This is a genomic window from Pseudoalteromonas sp. HM-SA03 (assembly GCF_002289345.1).
In the GTDB taxonomy this organism is placed as follows: Bacteria; Pseudomonadota; Gammaproteobacteria; order Enterobacterales; family Alteromonadaceae; genus Pseudoalteromonas.
This window is the reverse complement of record NZ_NSDG01000021.1, coordinates 1-16,513: the sequence shown is the minus strand read 5'-3', so window position 1 is coordinate 16,513 and position 16,513 is coordinate 1. Positions and strand designations below refer to the sequence as shown.

The window sequence follows — 16,513 nt, the reverse complement described above, 5'->3', positions numbered from 1 at the left end:
ATTTCACTCTAGATGTATTTATCAATAGTGTTAAGGAAAGATCATGAATGAAACAATAAACTCAGGCGCAGATGCGGTCACTGCAAAGATAGCGAGCTTAAGCGATTGGCATGCAGTGGTATTGCAGCAGATCAGAAGTCTGATCCTAAGTGTTGATAAAGATGTAGAAGAAGATATCAAGTGGCGTAAGCCAAGCAACCCAACAGGAGTGCCTGTCTGGTCAAAAGCTGGCATGATCTGCACGGGCGAAGTATACAAAGATAAGGTCAAACTTACCTTTGCATACGGTGCAAAGTTTGAAGATGAGCACCAGCTATTCAATACAGGGTTTGCAGGTAACACTCGACGGGCGATTGATATAAAACAGCAGGACACTATCAATGAAGCGCATTTTCGTACATTGATCCGTGCAGCAATTCGGTTTAATGCGAAGCGCTAATTCAACAATACAGCAAACATATATTTATTCCCCAGTTTATAAATAAGGCTGATTAACCGTAAGTTGGGATAAGCCACATTAATTTTTCTACATCAATGAGCTATCTGAAGCAGTGAAATAGCAGTAGCAGAATCGCTCTTGTATCCTGCTATCGACCAATTATCTGTGTCTATAATCGCGAGGGCAAAAATCTTACTATTTAAGTACTCTAAATGAAAATTTTAAACCAAGCTAAGATGATATCTCACCGTTCAAATTGTTGGTTGGTGCATTAATTCAACAGGTGCAATCACCCTGATAACAGCTAAGCACTTTGTACTTGTAATAACTCCTTGGCACTGGCTCTTGTCGTGTCACTTATTTTATCCCCACCAATTAACCTTGCTATTTCATCAATGCGTTGGTTTTCTGCCATTGGGGTCATTTTGGTAAAGGTTTCGCCATGTTCTACCCGTTTTGCGACAAAGAACTGATTGTGACCACTGCATGCCACTTGCGGTAAATGGGTAACACAAATAACTTGCGTAGACTGACCAAGCTGGCGCAGCAATTTACCTACGGTTGCAGCTGTTGGACCTGAGATCCCAACATCAACTTCATCGAAAATTAAAGTGGGTGTCGTCACGCGTGTTGCGATGATCACTTGAATGGCTAAGCTTATCCGAGATAGCTCACCACCTGAGGCAACTTTGCCCATAGGTTGCAAAGGTTGGCCAGGGTTAGTAGAGACGTAAAATTCAATGTGATCATACCCAAGAGGGCTCGGTTTAGCGCCAAGATTAGGCGTTAACTGGATCTCAAATTGGCCATCACCCATCGCAAGTTCTTTCATACTTGCAGAAATACGTTCATTAAGAGATGCACTGGCTTGCTGGCGGCTTTGACTTAATCCAAGCGCTGCTTGGTTATAGGCGTTGATGGCTTCAGCAATTTCTTCCTCTAACGCATCCAGTCGTGCAGAGTCAGAGCTAATAGACTCAAGCTCATGTTGCAGCGCTTGATGGTGCTGATATAGCAATTCAGGCTGAACTTGATGCTTTCTAGCTAAATCTAGAGCTTGAGAGAGTCTATCTTCTAGCTCTTGTAGTCGCATCGGATTTTGTTCGACTGAATCAGAATAACTGCGGATCTCTCTACTGGCTTCTTCCACTTGTACTGCGGCTTCTTCAAGCACTTGTGCAATATTTTCAAGAGTTTTGTCAAAACTGATGAGCTCAGAGAACACTTGTGCACTTTGTTGTAGCTGTGAGAGCACAGTCTGCTCTTCATTTTCATAAAGGCGAGATAGCTCTCGGTGGCATTGTTCTAAAATAGTTTGGCTATGGCTTAGGCGCGAATGCTCGGTCTCAATATCTTCATATTCGCCTTCTTGTAGGGCAAACTCATCAAGCTCCGCTACTTGGTACTCAAGAAGCTGTTTTTTTGCGGCTTGTGCCTGTTGTGACTTTTGTAGTTCGGCATATTCTTTTTGCAGTTTATGATAGTGATTATATTGACCCTTAACTGCTTGCAACAAAGTCGTATGGCTTGCGTAAGCATCTAGCAAGTGCAGTTGATACTCTGGCTTTAACAGTAGCTGATGGGCATGTTGCCCATGGATCGCGATAAGATGTTGCCCAAGCTCCTTTTGTTGGCCTGCAGTAACAGGGGAACCATTGATATAGCTTTTACTACGCCCACTTTTACTAATAACACGACGAAGAATACATTCATTTTCTTCGTTATCTAGCATATGCTCCGTTAGAAAGCGCTTGGCAGCAGGGAGGTTTGAAACATCAAACTGAGCAGAAATATCCGCTTTGTCGGTACCTGGACGAATAGCAGAAGGATCAGCACGCTCACCGAGACATAAAGAAAGCGCATCGATTGCAATGGACTTACCTGCGCCTGTTTCACCTGTAATTGCGGTCATGCCACAATGCCAGTCAATATTTAGCGCACTAACAATAGCAAAATTTTGAACATTTAAAGCTAGAAGCATACTGTACACCCCAACAGATAGTTACTGTTAATTTATACAGTATTTCGTTGTTTAGCAACTCAAATCAAAAATTTTACTAAAAATAATAGCAAGATTAACCGACGGCATGCTCTTTTACTAAGGCTGCTTGCATTTGTTGGTTGGATGTCTCTGAATCACCTCGCTTTTGCGAATCCAGCACATCTTCATCTTGCTGCATTGCTGGCGTATCAGGTGTTTGAATGCGTGCAATGAGAGCTGGAAGCATCTCGCGATAGAAATCACGATTATAGGCAATGCCCGCCGTGGGTAATTCGGCAACAAAATACTGTAGTTGCTCAGCAAGCAAATCTATATTGCCATTTGAGCGACACTTATTGAGCTCGTTTGTCACTGAATAGATAAATAATTCAGACACTTTTTCCAGTTGTGCCAAGTTCTCTTCTGAGTGGGTTTGAACGACAAAAAAGTTGCCAACAATTGCATTTATCTGCGGTGCGTATTTTGGCCTTAAAATCTTCGCTTCGACGAATTCAGCAACTTTCAGTTTAAAGTTGTTATTAATCACTTTTAAACGATCGTTAAAGGCTTTTTTTTCTGCTTCACGGGCTTTTCTTCTATTATTTTCAATCACTAAATACACTGAAAGTATAGTGATAAGCAGCGCCAATGTGAAAAATACAACGTAAGCCATTTTATTGTTATTTACCTAAATTAGAAAATTTAACCAAGGTTATTTTGCGTAACTTTGTGGACTTAGTAAAGCCTACTGCCCCAATTTAATTTCTGTCTAAGAACATTGTAGTAGGAGTAGCATTTGGGATGGATCAATCTTAGTCTTTTCTCCGCTTTTTTGATGATAACTTCGTCACCAGGTAGCACAGCTAATACAACATGACTGTCACAACTCACTTGTAAGCTGTCGGTGTTTTCTAGACTTAACTTAAGTTTGACTTCTTTTTCTGCGTCCACTACCAAAGGTCTGCTAGATAAGGTGTGCGGAAACATTGGCACCAGTGAAATAGCGTCGAGTTCTGGGGTTAGAATAGGCCCTCCACCCGAAAGCGAGTAAGCGGTTGAACCTGTTGGTGTCGAGACAATTAAACCGTCTGAACGCTGTGAGAATACAAAATCGTCGTTGATAAAAGCCTCAAATTCAATCATATGAGCAACCTTATCAGCGTGTAATACGGCTTCGTTCATTGCTAGATTTGCGCTTTTAAGTTGGTGATGTCGGTATACTGCTACCTCCAACAGAAATCTCGATTCTTCAATAAATTGGCCGCTCAACACCGCTTCTAGCTGCGCTTCAAAGCCTTCGGGGTTCAAATCTGTCAAAAAACCTAAATTACCGCGGTTAACTCCAATCACAGCGACATCAAAGCGAGCCAGTACTCTTGCTGCACCAAGCATGTTACCGTCACCACCAACAACAATGGCAAGGTCGCAACGTTTACCTAGTTCAACTAACTCGACTATAGCGTCTTCGTCTAACGACTTTATTTGCTCCGCAACGCGATCTTCTACGAGTACTTCATATCCTAATGCTTGCAAAAATGTATAGAGTCGTTGTAAGGTCGTCCCCGCGCCTTCGTGGTTGGGTTTGCCAATTAAGCCGATGGTGTTAAACGTGGTCGTCATTCAGTCATTTGTCCTTGGTATCTTTGTTGCAAGATTATATTAAAAGCGTAGTGCTTGAAACTGGCAATTGACACCCATATTAAAATAATTATGAAACTAAATCCCAGAGATGAACAAATTCTGTGTGCGGTCATGCGCCATTATTGTAATGGTGAAGGACAGCCTGTTGCATCCAGCAAAATAGCAAAGCAGGACGGCCTTGCTATTTGTTCTGCAACCGTACGCAATGCAATGGCAAGACTTGAAAATCAAGGCTTATTGTATTCGCCGCACACGTCAGCTGGCCGCGTGCCCACCGATCAAGGTGTAAAATTCTGGCTACAGGAGTTTTTTCCTCTGGCTGATGTTGCCGTTCATTGGCAACCCGAACAGTCCGCAATAGTCTCTTTTGCACATTTATTGAGCCAAAACTTCCAGGTCTGTTGCTGCGTGGGATTACCACAAGTTAGCAGCAAACAAATGTTCCGTGTGGAAGTGCTCGATTTTGATCGTAAAAATTGGTTGGTTCTGCTGTTAGACAGAGCGGGGCAATCGCACAATATTTGTATAGATAAACCTGTTGATGACTCCGACGCGTTGCGTTACCAGTTCGCGGCTTGGATGAATACTGTATTCAGTCAACAAACTTTAGTTGAAGGGTTGCACCGAATGCGCGCCATGGCACACAGCGCACCGCCGAGTTGTCATCATATTTTGGCCCAGTGGACTAAGCAGTTAAGTCAGCAATTAGGCTCAGATAATGCAATTGTTGTGGGCGAGCGCTACTTATATAACCGCTTAGAGTTGGATAGAGAGATTAATCTTGGCGTCGGATTTTTAGACCAAGTTGAAGACCGCTTGGCGTTTAAAGACGGCGTATCCGTGTTACTTGGCGAAGAGCTAAGTATGTTAGGTTTACATCGTGTAGTGGTGCTCAGTGTGCCGTATTTCTCCAAAGGAGAATATCAAAGTCGCTTTTGCGTAATTTGCCCCGCGGATTCAAAGATCGAAGCCATCTTATCAGAATTCAAAAAATTGCCGCAATAAAGGGTTGAAACTCTCATTTCAATCCCCATAATTACCGCAGTTGTAAAGAATCGGAGAAGCACCACATGTCTGAGCAGACAAAAGCCCCAGAGCAAGAGCTTGAACAAACACAAGCGGAAGCAGAAGCTGTAGAAGCACAAGCAGAGCAACAAACTCAGGAAGAGCAGGTAGAAAATGCGGGTGAGTTGAGCCCAGAAGAAGAAATCGCTGGTCTGTATGCAGAGCTTGAAACCGCTAAGCAAACTATCGACTCACAAAAAGATAGCGTTGTTCGCGCCGCTGCTGAGCTTGAAAATGTTCGTCGCCGTGCAGCGCAGGATGTTGAAAAAGCACATAAATTTGCGCTAGAAAAGTTCTCAAACGAATTACTACCTGTAATCGATAACCTCGAGCGTGCGATTGAGTTTTCTGACAAAGAAAACGAAACGTTAAAGCCAGTGCTTGAAGGTATTGATATGACTATCAAGACATTTGCTGATGCCCTTGCTAAATTTGGTGTTGAAGCGGTAAATCCACAGGGTGAAGCATTTAACCCAGAGCTACATCAAGCAATGTCAATTCAGCCGAGTAATGATGTGTCACCAAATACTGTGCTTGCTGTGATGCAAAAAGGGTATACCTTAAACGGTCGTCTATTGCGCCCTGCAATGGTGATGGTGTCTAAGGCTGCTGAATAAGCAAATCCAATTTGAAAAAGCCGCTCATTGAGCGGTTTTTTTGCATTTAGTAACGAGTTTAGTCATTTACCAACTACACAGCTTCACTTTATCAAACCAAGGACTTGAAAAAGATTTGGTTGTGATGGGGAGGGGGGCGGTTACTTCGACGGCTAACTCTTTTGCCAAATATCTATGTACTAGCAGTTTTACTTTATCGCTTTCTAATTGGGTATATGCCAATTGTAACGCGTGCTTAGTGCTCTGGCTCGGTATTTCCCCTTCGAGTTGTTTNAAGCCATTGTAGCCATGCTTGTTTTGATTCGTTTGGAAAGGCTGTGGTTAGCGTAGAGGTGGGCCCTTGTAAACGTTCGTAGTTGACAATTTGTTTTTGAATAAGAAAGACAAACATCAAATTAATTCCTGCTGAGATTTGACCCGAGCGTTTATCAACAGCTTGATAACCCAATAGGGCATGACGAAAATACAGCTCGGCTTCAAATATTCGGCCTTGATCAAGCGCGAGGCTACCTAAATTGCTTTCGATCATCGCCAGTACCGGGGTTTGTTTTAGCTCCTCAGCTAGTTTACGTGCCTTGGCATACAGGGTTCTCGCTTTTTGGTAATCATTTTGGTTGCGGGCAACTAGCGCCATACTATTTGTCAGCGTAAGCCGTTGGTTGTCATTTTCTGCATATTTGTAGGCACACTTGAGGCTAATATCAGCATCATCAAGGTACTCCTGCCAGCGTAACCAAATCCCAAGTGCACTCAAAATGGTAGGGAGGTTTGCTTTAAAAAACATATCATTTGGATATAAAAAGGTCGCGTTTATTGAGGTATAGAGCCTATCTACTTTATTTGTTGGTACAGATGCACGAGCGCTCAGCAAATGCCACTGAATAAATAAAGGCACTGGCACATCTTGCAGTTGCTCTAAACTGTCGAGAATAGTTAGTGATTGTGCTGGGTTAACTGTTAAGTAGTCGCTAGCCTCGTCTAGTTTACTTTCAAAATATGAAAAATCTTTCGCCAACGCGTGTTGGCAAAAATAAAATGTACAAGTTACAAAGAGTAAAAACCGAACCAAGCAAACCCCAACCCATTTTGGCGCATCTATTAACTGTAGTCGGCAGTAACAAATAGTTCCAAATCAATTACGATAAACAGCGTTATACAAAGATAAGCAACAATGTAGAGGTTACGTCTTCAGTTATAAATGGGGATCGGAAACTTGATGAAAAGAAAACAAATTGCTGAGCTCGCTTTGGCGCAACTCAATTAGTTGATTGATGTTTTCAAGGTCTACAGTAGTTAAACTAGCTTTGCTAAGCATATAGCTAACTGGTGTTTTATTCGCGTCGGTACCAGAATAGATAATGTCGGTATACTCTCTAGATTGAATAAAGTATTCTCCTGCGAGCTTATCTTCAACAACATAGTCAACTCGCTGTTTACTCAACATCTTAAAGCGACGAGCGGCATTGGGCAGGTGTACCAGCTGATCGTTATAAAAGTCTTGGATCAGTTTTTCAAAGGCCATACCGTAATAGCTGCCAGCATTCAGAGCAAATGTGTTTCCTGCAAGGATCAACGACTCGACTTCGCCGCCAATTTTTGGTTTGTCTTTATGTTGGAATAACGCCATGACTTCTTGGCGGTAAGGTGTAGTGAAGTACGCAAACCTAGCTCTAGATGCCGTTTTGGTCGCAGCCATTAGTACATCTACTTTACCTGCCTTTAACTCCGCTAGCATTCTTGCAGAAGTGGGATAAAAGACATATTCCAAGCAATAAGATGAGTCGTTAAACAAGATGTTTAGCGCATTAATTTCTAAACCTGAGACATTACCTCCATCGCGAGAAATATAGGGAAGCCACTGTGTTTCGTTCATTCCTATACGTAAAGTTTTATCGCATTTGGCTGTAGCTTCGAATGCTAAAAATGCGATGAATAAACTAAGTAAAAGCGATCTAGCGTGTTTCATGGCGATCGATCCTTGCAGGTGGATAGGGATTGATTATTTGATCAGTAAATTAAAAAGGTACATGCGTTTTATTAAACGATTAAGTTTGTAGCTGCTAGCTGCAGAATGTTCTCAGATCACTGCATATTACGGCTATGTGCGAGTACGGTCACGATGGTATTGATAAGCTCAAGTTGCTCTATGGGTTTGGCAACATAGCCATCAAATCCGACGCGCTCATACAAGGCTTTGTCTTCCGGAAAAGCATTTGCAGTTAATGCGATGATTGGGATATTGGGATCCTTATTCTTAAGACGTTTACATGCCTCAACGCCATCCATCTCAGGCATTTGAATGTCCATAAGTATTAAGTCGGGCTTGTTTAGCTCGAATTGTTCAATGGACTCTTTACCATTATTCGCAATCGCAATATCACCATTGGCCTTACTGATCATAGAACGCACTACCAGCTGGTTTACTGGGTTATCCTCAGCGAGCAATATGGATGTGCCGCTCAAATCTGCTGCTGTTAGCTGCTTGTCTTTTAGCTGCTCAGACGTACACTCAGACTTGTGCATGGGCAACTCGATACTAAATAGACTGCCTTCTCCAACGGTACTTTCTACTCTAATTACGCCGCCCATCAGGTCAATTAGAGAGCGGGTAATCGAAAGGCCAAGCCCTGTACCACCAAACTTTCGAGTGGTGGACTTATCTGCCTGCTCAAATCGTGAAAAGAGCTTTTTGATTGCAGCTTCTGTCATCCCTATACCTGTGTCAGCCACGGTGATAAGCATACCAGAGTCATTTTTAAGTGATTTTATACGGGTAATAACGCTACCAGTCTCAGTAAATTTTATAGCGTTAGACAAGAGGTTAAGCATCACTTGTCTGACTCTGACTTCATCCCCAAGCCAAAACTTATGCTCAAGTTCAATGTAGATCTTAAGTTTGAGGCCTTTATTTTTTGCCAACACTAAAAAGTCTGAGCGTAGATGTTCAACCAACACCTCTATATTAAATGGCCGCTCCTCAAGCTCAATTCGACCGGCTTCAATTTTTGAGAAATCCAAAATATCGTTAATGATGGTGTTAAGTGCTTTAACTGAGTAGGTCGCTTTTTCGAGCAGGTTGGTGGCAGTACTATTAAGCGGCTCCGATTTTAAGAGTTGCAACGTGCCGTATAAGCCGTTCATGGGGGTTCGTATTTCATGGCTCATATTCGCCAAAAAGACGGCCTTAGCTTTGGCTGCTTGCTCCGCCGCTTCTTTGGCATGCGATAGTTCTCGTTCGTGTTTGAGCTGCTCTGTAAGATCTAATGCGATGCCTAAAAAGCCATCAATGTTGCCGCGTTCGTCGGTCAATGTCGTTACGTTCAGCTTAATTTGAACGTATTGATTTTGCTTAGTAACGTAAGTCCATCGGCTAGTGTCTACCACACCTTGTTTGGCTTTGGCGACAAAAACTTCAAATTCAGGTTCAATGACTCTGCCAAGCTCTTCTGTTAACGCTTTTGCTCTTGCTACAACCTCTTCTTCAAGATGGAAAATGGCAGGGGATGATTTACCAATGAGTTCATCTTTTTTGTACCCTAATAAACGCTCGGCCGCAGGGTTAAACTGGGTAATGATACCGTCTGGATCGGTGGCAACAATGGCATAACCTGAACCTTCAACAATACTGGTGTGAAGTTGGCTGTATTTAACGATTTCTTTAGTACGCGCTTTCACTTCTTGTTCTAAAGACGAGTTCAGTTTCGCGAGGGATTGTGCTTTTTCTTCTTCAGCCGCCAATTTTTCCCTTTCTGCTAAACGCTGACGTGCAAAGCTTAAAAGTAAAACGTAAGTGATGACCGCCAATAAAGCTGAAACCAACAGCGCGACTTGCAAAATGGTATTCGGAGAGACGAGATTGAGTGAATGTATAAACTGAGAAGTTGGCCAAATTTTTACTTCCCAAGTGCGACCAAATAACGCGATTTGTTTAGCTAGTGGGCCATTTTTCTCTCTAACATCTTCTTTTAGTGCCTGATAAAATGGTGTGTCTTCATCGTTATTGGTTACATCGGAGATTTGAATTGAAACATCTTGTTGAAAAGATAGCAAAGTCGACAGAATTTCATCGATAAGTAACGGGGAATAAGTCCAACCAATCAAGTTATCTAAACGATTTTCTTCATCTTGTGTAATACCGGTTAGTGTATAAATTGGGGCGAGAATTAAAAATCCGTATTTAACCTTATTGTCAGCTTGCACTAAGGTGATTGGGGCAGTAAGCCTCGGCTCATTGGCAGTTGCAGCTTCTATTGCCGCTGTTCTGCGGCTAGCTTCGGAGCCTATATCCAATCCGACGGCTTTATCGTTGTTTACTTCGGGTTCAATATACTGGATAACAAATTTGCTGGTGTTATGTGGGTTTAACGTTTTGATGGAGAACGTTCTGTCTGTACGCTCAGCTTGTGCTTGTTGCACAAAGCTACTTACGTTATCAACGGGGACATACTTAATAATTCCAATGCCTCGTGCGCCTGGATATTCCGCTTGGAAATCAAACGAGTTGATGTATCGCTGCATTGCCTGATAGTCAAAGCGATGCTGTTGGTTCGAGTAAATAGCAGTGCGAAGCCCCAAAATGCCGTACCAATACAATGTAACGCGCTCGTTCACCCCTTCAGTTACATGCTCAAGGCGCAAAGCAAGTGCCGAGGCGACTTTTTCAGCATGATGCTCCTTTTCTTGCTCATATAACACCAGTCCATAAAGCATACTGCCAACTAACACAAATAGTGCAGCAACAAGTGGCAAAAATCGGCTTTGGCGAATTGTATGAGCACTCGCTAACGACACGCTGTATTCCTTAAGCTTTAAATCTAACCAATATGTTAGTCTAGATAGCATGGAATTGATAGTGATTGAAGCGATGTGATGGCTCTAAATTTGTGCCTAAATTGGCTCATCAAAGACATATTTTGAATTGTTGTTTGGGTAAATTGTAGATTAAGGCTGGCTAAGCTATGTGGCCATGAAAGCTAAAATAAATATGCGGATTTTGGACTTTATATAAATGTAGTCACGATGTCAGGGCGGGATCGCACTTTTAGCTAATTTATGATCAAATAGCGCCAATCCCATTGCTAGGCGCAACCAATGAATCTGATTGAACACCTTACAGTTGTAGAAGAAACTCGCTCTGATATTAACAAAAAGCACGACTTAGTTGATGTCATTTTCCTTGTTATTAGTGCCATCATGGCAGGTGCTGATGGTTGGCAATATATCCAGCTCTATGGCGAGTCGAAGGAGGATTGGTTGCGGCAGTATCGGCCATTTAAAAACGGGATCCCAAAGCGCCATACCATCGCTCGGATCCTCAAATCTGTGGTGGCAGAATCACTGTTGGAAGCTCTGTTAAACTGGGTCAACGAGCAGCGACAAACCACAGGTAAACCAGTTATTGCACTCGACGGCAAAGTACTGCGCGGTTCGTATCGCGGCGATAAAAAGACGGCATTACAACTTGTTACTGCATACGATATAGAGTCAGGGTTAGTACTGTCACAACAGTCCACTGAAACCAAGCAAGGCGAGATACGTGTTGTGCGACAATCGCTTGAAGTGCTTGATATTAAGGGCAGTGTTATCACAGTGGATGCGCTACATTGTCAACGGCAAACACTTGAAATGATCACTGCGAAAAAAGCTGATGTTGTGGTGCAGGTTAAAAAGAATCAGCCCAAGCTATATCAGGCTGTAACCGATCAATTTCAACGCGTATTCGATGCTGGCAAAGAGCAAGTCGTAACTGAGGTAAAGCAGCAAGCACATGGTTGCACAGAGACGCGGATAGTATATCAACTCAAGCCAAAATTAGACGAAGCGTTAGCGGTGAGTTGGCCGACAATTCGCAGCATCATTGCGGTAGAACGACACAGAACCTGCGGCGGTAAAACCAGTATTGATACCAGCTACTACGTCAGCTCAATGTCACCAAAAAATAAGGTGCTAGGCCACTACATCCGTCAACACTGGCGTATAGAGAACTGTCAGCACTATGTACTAGATGTTGTTTTTAAAGAGGATTCATCAAGAATTTGTCTTGATGATGCGGTGGAAAATATGGCCCTATTCAGGCGTTTTGTAATGAATATGCTCAAGCAGTGTGAATGCGGCTTACCGAGTCAACGTAGCAAATTGAAAACCGCTGGCTGGAACGACAAATTTAGGGCACAGGTGTTCTTTGGTTTATAAGTAATCAAAGTATGCTCCGCCCCTGGGGGTAATGTACATTATCCATACCTTGGTAAACAGCAGAATAAATAGCATAGAGCGTCGACAAAAGTTGTCGTGGTTACTCGGTTAAGATTTTCATATCATCAAAAGCAAAGAGTTAACTCAGATATGAGCAAGATATTAAAGGAATACTCATGTTAGATACACAAGCAAATTCCAGCAGCAACAATCAGTCTGAAAATAAAGTAAAGCACTTTCTTGCGAATGCCATAAGTACAAGAATCAATCACTTCGAGCGCTATGGAAAAGGTGCTATTTATGACTTAGGTAAAGGCCAACACGGTTGGGATGAGTTAGTCACTGCGAAAGTGGGGGATCGTATGGCGGTTATAAAACCTACGATGAATATCCCTCTTATTTTCGAAATTACAGAAGTTAAACTAGACGAAGACATCATCATTATTTTTGGTAAACCCGTTGAGCGAGTAGATATGTCGTATCAGACATTTGTCCGCAAAAATAACATTACCAATAGCAAGATTGACGAGCACTTCAACATGCGTATTGGCTTTAATGTGGCGAGCTGGTAAGAATATAGAAGTTTATAGCAAGTAGCCTTTCGGCTCTATTTTACAAATACATTTAATCAACAGATGAACTATACATGGCAATTATTTTCAATCAGCCCCAAACAATTTCGCAACTAATGGGTCAAAAACTTGAGATCCCAGAGTACCAACGACCTTATAAATGGCAGCCTAAGCATGTTGACCAATTGATTGATGATATTCTGAATCATCAAACCAAGCCTTGTTATCGGCTAGGTACAGTTGTTCTACATCAAGACAATAATACCCATATTGAAAATGATAATGGCATTCTTAATATCGTTGATGGTCAACAGCGTCTTCTTACTTTAATACTGCTGTGCACCATAATAGATAGTGAAGATAAAAGTATCAGCTCAAGCTTAATTGAACATAAATTTGAATCATCAGTCAGTATTGAAAATCTAAAAAATAATGCTCAGGTAATCGCTGAGCGATTAGCTACTTTAACGCCATTAGAAAAGCAGGAACTCCTCAATTTTGTGCTCTATAAGTGCGAACTTATTCAAGTGACTCTTGATGATTTAAGTGAAGCCTTTCAATTCTTTGACTCTCAAAATGCACGTGGTAAAGCGCTTGCTCCCCATGATTTGCTAAAGGCTTATCACTTACGTGAAATGATGGGTTCAACAGAACAAAACGAGCGACTGCATCATGTAAGTTTATGGGAGCAAGGAGTTAACCCTGATGATGGTTCTGCCAATTTACATACCATAATGGGCGAGTTTTTGTTTCGTATGCGCCGTTGGATAGATGGTGACTATGGTATCCAGTTTAGTCGGCATAATATTGATGTATTCAAAGGGGTTAGCCTAGAAGACACGCAATATTACTATGTAGATGCCATGTTGGCGCTTGACTATGCGATAGAGAGTTTTAATGCTGATCCTGCCCGTAAATGGGATAAGCAAACTAAGAGTTATCCATTCCAAGTTGACCAAGTAATGATTAACGGAAAGCGCTTTTTTGAATACATACAACATTATATGGCTATCCATTCAAAGTTATTTGTTGGTGAGAATGCGAGATTATCTTCATTTGTAAACAGACACACCGATTACACCGGAAGCAATCGTAAAGGGGACAGCTATGTCCGAAATTTATTTTTTTGTGCAGTAATGTACTACTACGATAAATTCGGAGATATTGAATTAGATAAAGCAGCACAAATTTGTTATCGCTGGAGTTATTTTTTACGCCTTGAAATGCAACGTATAGGAATGGAAACGGTAGATAATCACGCTAAAGAGCGAAAAGGTTTATTTAGAGCTATTAGTAAAGCCGTTCACCCTCAACAAGTTTTGAACTTTCAGCCTCCATATAACAAAGAGCCTAAGTTTTCTAATGCTAAAAGCGTACAAGCATCTATTGAAGCTATGACAACGGGAAATGTAAATGAGCCAAAATAATCAAGTTGAATCGTTATCAGTTAAAAAACTTTTTGATCATAAAACTCAATATGTCATTCCTATATATCAGCGTAATTATGCTTGGGGGGCGCCAGAGATAGAACAGTTAATTCAAGATATCAGCGATGCCGCAGGGCTTATTACTCAACCCAATGAATCCAATGCCACTAAACAAGAACAATACTACTTGGGCAGTTTAGTTGTTTATCAGCGAGCGTCTCATTCTCAGCAATCTAATTTGGTATATGAAACAATTGATGGTCAGCAAAGACATACAACACTGTCTATATTACTAGCGTATTTAAAACATCAAACAGTCACTAAGAAAGGGCTTTTGGAAGGTTTAGATATCAATTTAACGTTTGATAGTCGCCCAAAATCTTCTAGAGCGTTAGATGATATTTATAACAATAACACGAATGGTGAGTCAGAAGAGCCGAATATTCACTCTGCATTTCAAATCATCAAGCGTTACTTTAAAACCAAAGGTTTGGATAAAGAAGATAAAACCAACCGCTTTTTAGAGTACTTGTTAGAGCACGTCACCATATTACGAGTGGTTGTGCCTCCGCAAACCGATCTCAATCATTACTTTGAGATAATGAATAATCGTGGTGAGCAATTAGAAAAGCATGAAGTGTTGAAAGCGAAGTTTATGGCGACGCTAGATACCGAAGATGAGAGGAGTACTTTCTCTGCTATTTGGGATGCGTGCTCAAATATGAAGCGCTATACCCAGATGGGCTTTCAATCTGATTTACGAAAAGAGTTATTTGGCGACACCTGGCAAGAGCTGCCATCAAGTTTTGGGGCAATTCTTGATAAGCACACAAGCAAGCTGCAAAAACAAGATGCAATGACGCTTCGTGAAATTATTGCGAATAAATCGACAAGTTTAAAAAGAAATGATGAAGAGCGAGAGAAAGAAGAGCGATTTGGGTCAGTCATCGACTTTTCAAATTTTTTATTACATGTTTTAAAGTTGATGCTAACGCAAGAAAGCGTTTCATTGGATGATAAAAAGCTGCTTGATGTCTTTATTTCTCGAGATAATGTCTTGAAGGTAGAAGCCAAAGCTTTTGTTTTTGAATTGCTTAAATATCGAATTCTATTTGATAGTTACATCATTAAACCTGATTTACATGATGAAAAACGTAAGTGGAGTTTAGTAAGGCTTAATGCCTACAAAAACGGTGCTAGCTTAAGTCCAGAGTACCCAAATTCACTTAATGGTGAACAAAACGAAAAGCTCCGTATGTTATTGGCCATGTTCCATGTTTCGAACCCTTCGTTGGTTTATAAGCGGTGGTTAAATGATGCACTAAACATTTTAAATAAAAATATAACGCATGAAGTAAATTTAACAGTTGATGGTGATGCTTACTTAGCTAAGCTTGAAAGTTTGAGTGATAGCTACTTTAAAGAAATTATAGAGGGTGCAAGCCTAGAGTTTAAGGAGGAAGAGCCTGAAGTGCTCCACCAAGGCACTGGTGTACAAAACTTTGTGTTCAACCGTTTAGATTACCTATTGTGGAAGCGTCTATCTGAAAATGAAACATTTGATGGAAAAGGTAAAAAAGACCTAGGGAAGCACTTTGATGATTTTCAATTTTCATTTAGAAGCTCTGTTGAGCACTACTTTCCACAAATGGACCCGTCAGGGGCAAGTAAGATGAAAGATGTTGATCGTTTTGGCAATCTTTGTTTAATTTCGCCTAGCAGTAATTCAAGGCTTAGCAACTACTCACCACAAGATAAGAAAAAGTTCTATCAAGAAAATAACCGTGCTGAGAGTCTAAAGCAAGCAATGATGATGTGTTATGACGAATGGGGTCCAGAGGAAGTAGGGAGAGAAAATATTCTTAATCATGAAGCAGAGATGATCAAGATTTTATGTAATGGAGTGGTATCAAAGCCTCATTCATACAATATGACAACTTCTTAGCGGGCTTAGCTAAGCTATTAAAAGACTTTGGAATATTGATTTAAAAAAGAAAGTTGTTGAATTCAGGAAAGATATCGAAGAGACGTTAAAAGAGTGACTAGGAAAAATGCGCTTTATAATATTCTAGTTAAAAATTTGGGTGTGATTTTATTTTAAGTAAGGATAGTTGTGACTACATATAAGGTACTCTTCAAGGGAGAGATTGATGAAAATAAAGATCAGCTGCAAATAGGTTTGAAGCTTGCTCGTTACTTAAAAATACCGGAAACGAAAGCAAACCTTTTATTCAACGGTAGAACATATGCAATAAAAGAAGGACTCGAGTTTGATAAAGCTCGTTTAGTTCAGAAAAAGTTGCAGTCCGTTGGGATTATTACTGAATGTGTAGCTGAAAAGATAGAATTACTGTAAGCGTACGGCTAACTACACCTAGAGGCTAACATGCCAGGGCAGTAAACTGTCGATATCGCACTGTGGCTGGGCTAATTCGTTTAAGCAATGCATCACATAATCGAATGGGGTGTGGCCGTTTGCTCTGGCTGTTTCGATCATGCTGTAGAGGGTTGCGCTACTCTCAGCGCCACTTGTGGTGAAACTAAACAGCCAGTTCTTTCGCCCTATGACGAACGGTTTG

At 41.3% G+C, this 16,513-nt stretch carries 15 protein-coding genes; 8 read left to right on the top strand and 7 right to left on the bottom strand.

Going from position 1 to position 16,513, the window contains the following annotated elements:
• Positions 1-43: 43 nt before the first annotated feature.
• Positions 44-439 (top strand): DUF1801 domain-containing protein, encoded by a 396-nt coding sequence (locus CKO50_RS04015; protein WP_095727111.1) that lies wholly within the window; start codon positions 44-46, stop codon positions 437-439.
• Positions 440-743: 304 nt separating this feature from the next.
• On the opposite strand, the gene recN is transcribed toward CKO50_RS04015, so the two are convergent.
• The 3 genes from recN to nadK form a co-directional block, all read right to left on the bottom strand.
• Positions 744-2,420: a DNA repair protein RecN gene (gene recN / locus CKO50_RS04010; RefSeq protein WP_095727110.1), complete on the bottom strand. Its 1,677-nt coding sequence runs from the start codon at positions 2,418-2,420 to the stop codon at positions 744-746.
• A gap of 94 nt (positions 2,421-2,514) precedes the next feature.
• Complete coding sequence (locus CKO50_RS04005; protein ID WP_095727109.1) at positions 2,515-3,093, bottom strand: hypothetical protein; 579 nt, start codon at positions 3,091-3,093, stop codon at positions 2,515-2,517.
• A 62-nt stretch (positions 3,094-3,155) separates the two neighbouring features.
• Positions 3,156-4,040, bottom strand: a complete 885-nt coding sequence (gene nadK / locus CKO50_RS04000) for an NAD(+) kinase (protein WP_095727108.1) — start codon at positions 4,038-4,040, stop codon at positions 3,156-3,158.
• A 90-nt stretch (positions 4,041-4,130) separates the two neighbouring features.
• Between nadK and CKO50_RS03995 the strand changes: the two genes are divergently transcribed.
• Positions 4,131-5,066 (top strand): HrcA family transcriptional regulator, encoded by a 936-nt coding sequence (locus tag CKO50_RS03995; protein ID WP_176474607.1) that lies wholly within the window; start codon positions 4,131-4,133, stop codon positions 5,064-5,066.
• Positions 5,067-5,131: 65 nt separating this feature from the next.
• Positions 5,132-5,743 (top strand): nucleotide exchange factor GrpE, encoded by a 612-nt coding sequence (gene grpE / locus CKO50_RS03990; RefSeq protein WP_095727106.1) that lies wholly within the window; start codon positions 5,132-5,134, stop codon positions 5,741-5,743.
• 235 nt (positions 5,744-5,978) lie between these two features.
• Here grpE and CKO50_RS03985 read toward each other — a convergent pair whose 3' ends face one another.
• The 3 genes from CKO50_RS03985 to CKO50_RS03975 form a co-directional block, all read right to left on the bottom strand.
• Positions 5,979-6,812 (bottom strand): tetratricopeptide repeat protein, encoded by an 834-nt coding sequence (locus CKO50_RS03985; protein ID WP_255229425.1) that lies wholly within the window; start codon positions 6,810-6,812, stop codon positions 5,979-5,981.
• Between the two features lie 123 nt (positions 6,813-6,935).
• Positions 6,936-7,709, bottom strand: coding sequence for an ABC transporter substrate-binding protein (locus CKO50_RS03980; protein ID WP_095727105.1), 774 nt, complete (start codon positions 7,707-7,709; stop codon positions 6,936-6,938).
• 116 nt (positions 7,710-7,825) lie between these two features.
• Positions 7,826-10,534 (bottom strand): CHASE domain-containing protein, encoded by a 2,709-nt coding sequence (locus CKO50_RS03975; RefSeq protein ID WP_095727104.1) that lies wholly within the window; start codon positions 10,532-10,534, stop codon positions 7,826-7,828.
• A 300-nt stretch (positions 10,535-10,834) separates the two neighbouring features.
• On the opposite strand from CKO50_RS03975, the gene CKO50_RS03970 reads away from it, so the two are divergent.
• From CKO50_RS03970 to CKO50_RS03950, 5 genes are all read left to right on the top strand, one after another.
• Complete coding sequence (locus CKO50_RS03970; protein WP_095727103.1) at positions 10,835-11,935, top strand: ISAs1 family transposase; 1,101 nt, start codon at positions 10,835-10,837, stop codon at positions 11,933-11,935.
• A gap of 176 nt (positions 11,936-12,111) precedes the next feature.
• Complete coding sequence (locus tag CKO50_RS03965; protein WP_095727102.1) at positions 12,112-12,507, top strand: hypothetical protein; 396 nt, start codon at positions 12,112-12,114, stop codon at positions 12,505-12,507.
• A gap of 74 nt (positions 12,508-12,581) precedes the next feature.
• Positions 12,582-13,934: a DUF262 domain-containing protein gene (locus tag CKO50_RS03960; RefSeq protein ID WP_095727101.1), complete on the top strand. Its 1,353-nt coding sequence runs from the start codon at positions 12,582-12,584 to the stop codon at positions 13,932-13,934.
• A complete protein-coding gene (locus CKO50_RS03955) occupies positions 13,921-15,879 on the top strand; it encodes a DUF262 domain-containing protein (RefSeq protein WP_095727100.1) in 1,959 nt (652 codons plus the stop codon). Before CKO50_RS03960 ends, CKO50_RS03955 begins: the two co-directional genes overlap by 14 nt.
• A 168-nt stretch (positions 15,880-16,047) precedes the next feature.
• Positions 16,048-16,290: a hypothetical protein gene (locus CKO50_RS03950; protein ID WP_095727099.1), complete on the top strand. Its 243-nt coding sequence runs from the start codon at positions 16,048-16,050 to the stop codon at positions 16,288-16,290.
• 18 nt (positions 16,291-16,308) lie between these two features.
• Here the strand turns inward: CKO50_RS03950 and CKO50_RS03945 are convergent.
• The coding region (locus CKO50_RS03945) for a transposase domain-containing protein (protein ID WP_141240121.1) at positions 16,309-16,513 on the bottom strand (205 nt) is incomplete at its 5' end.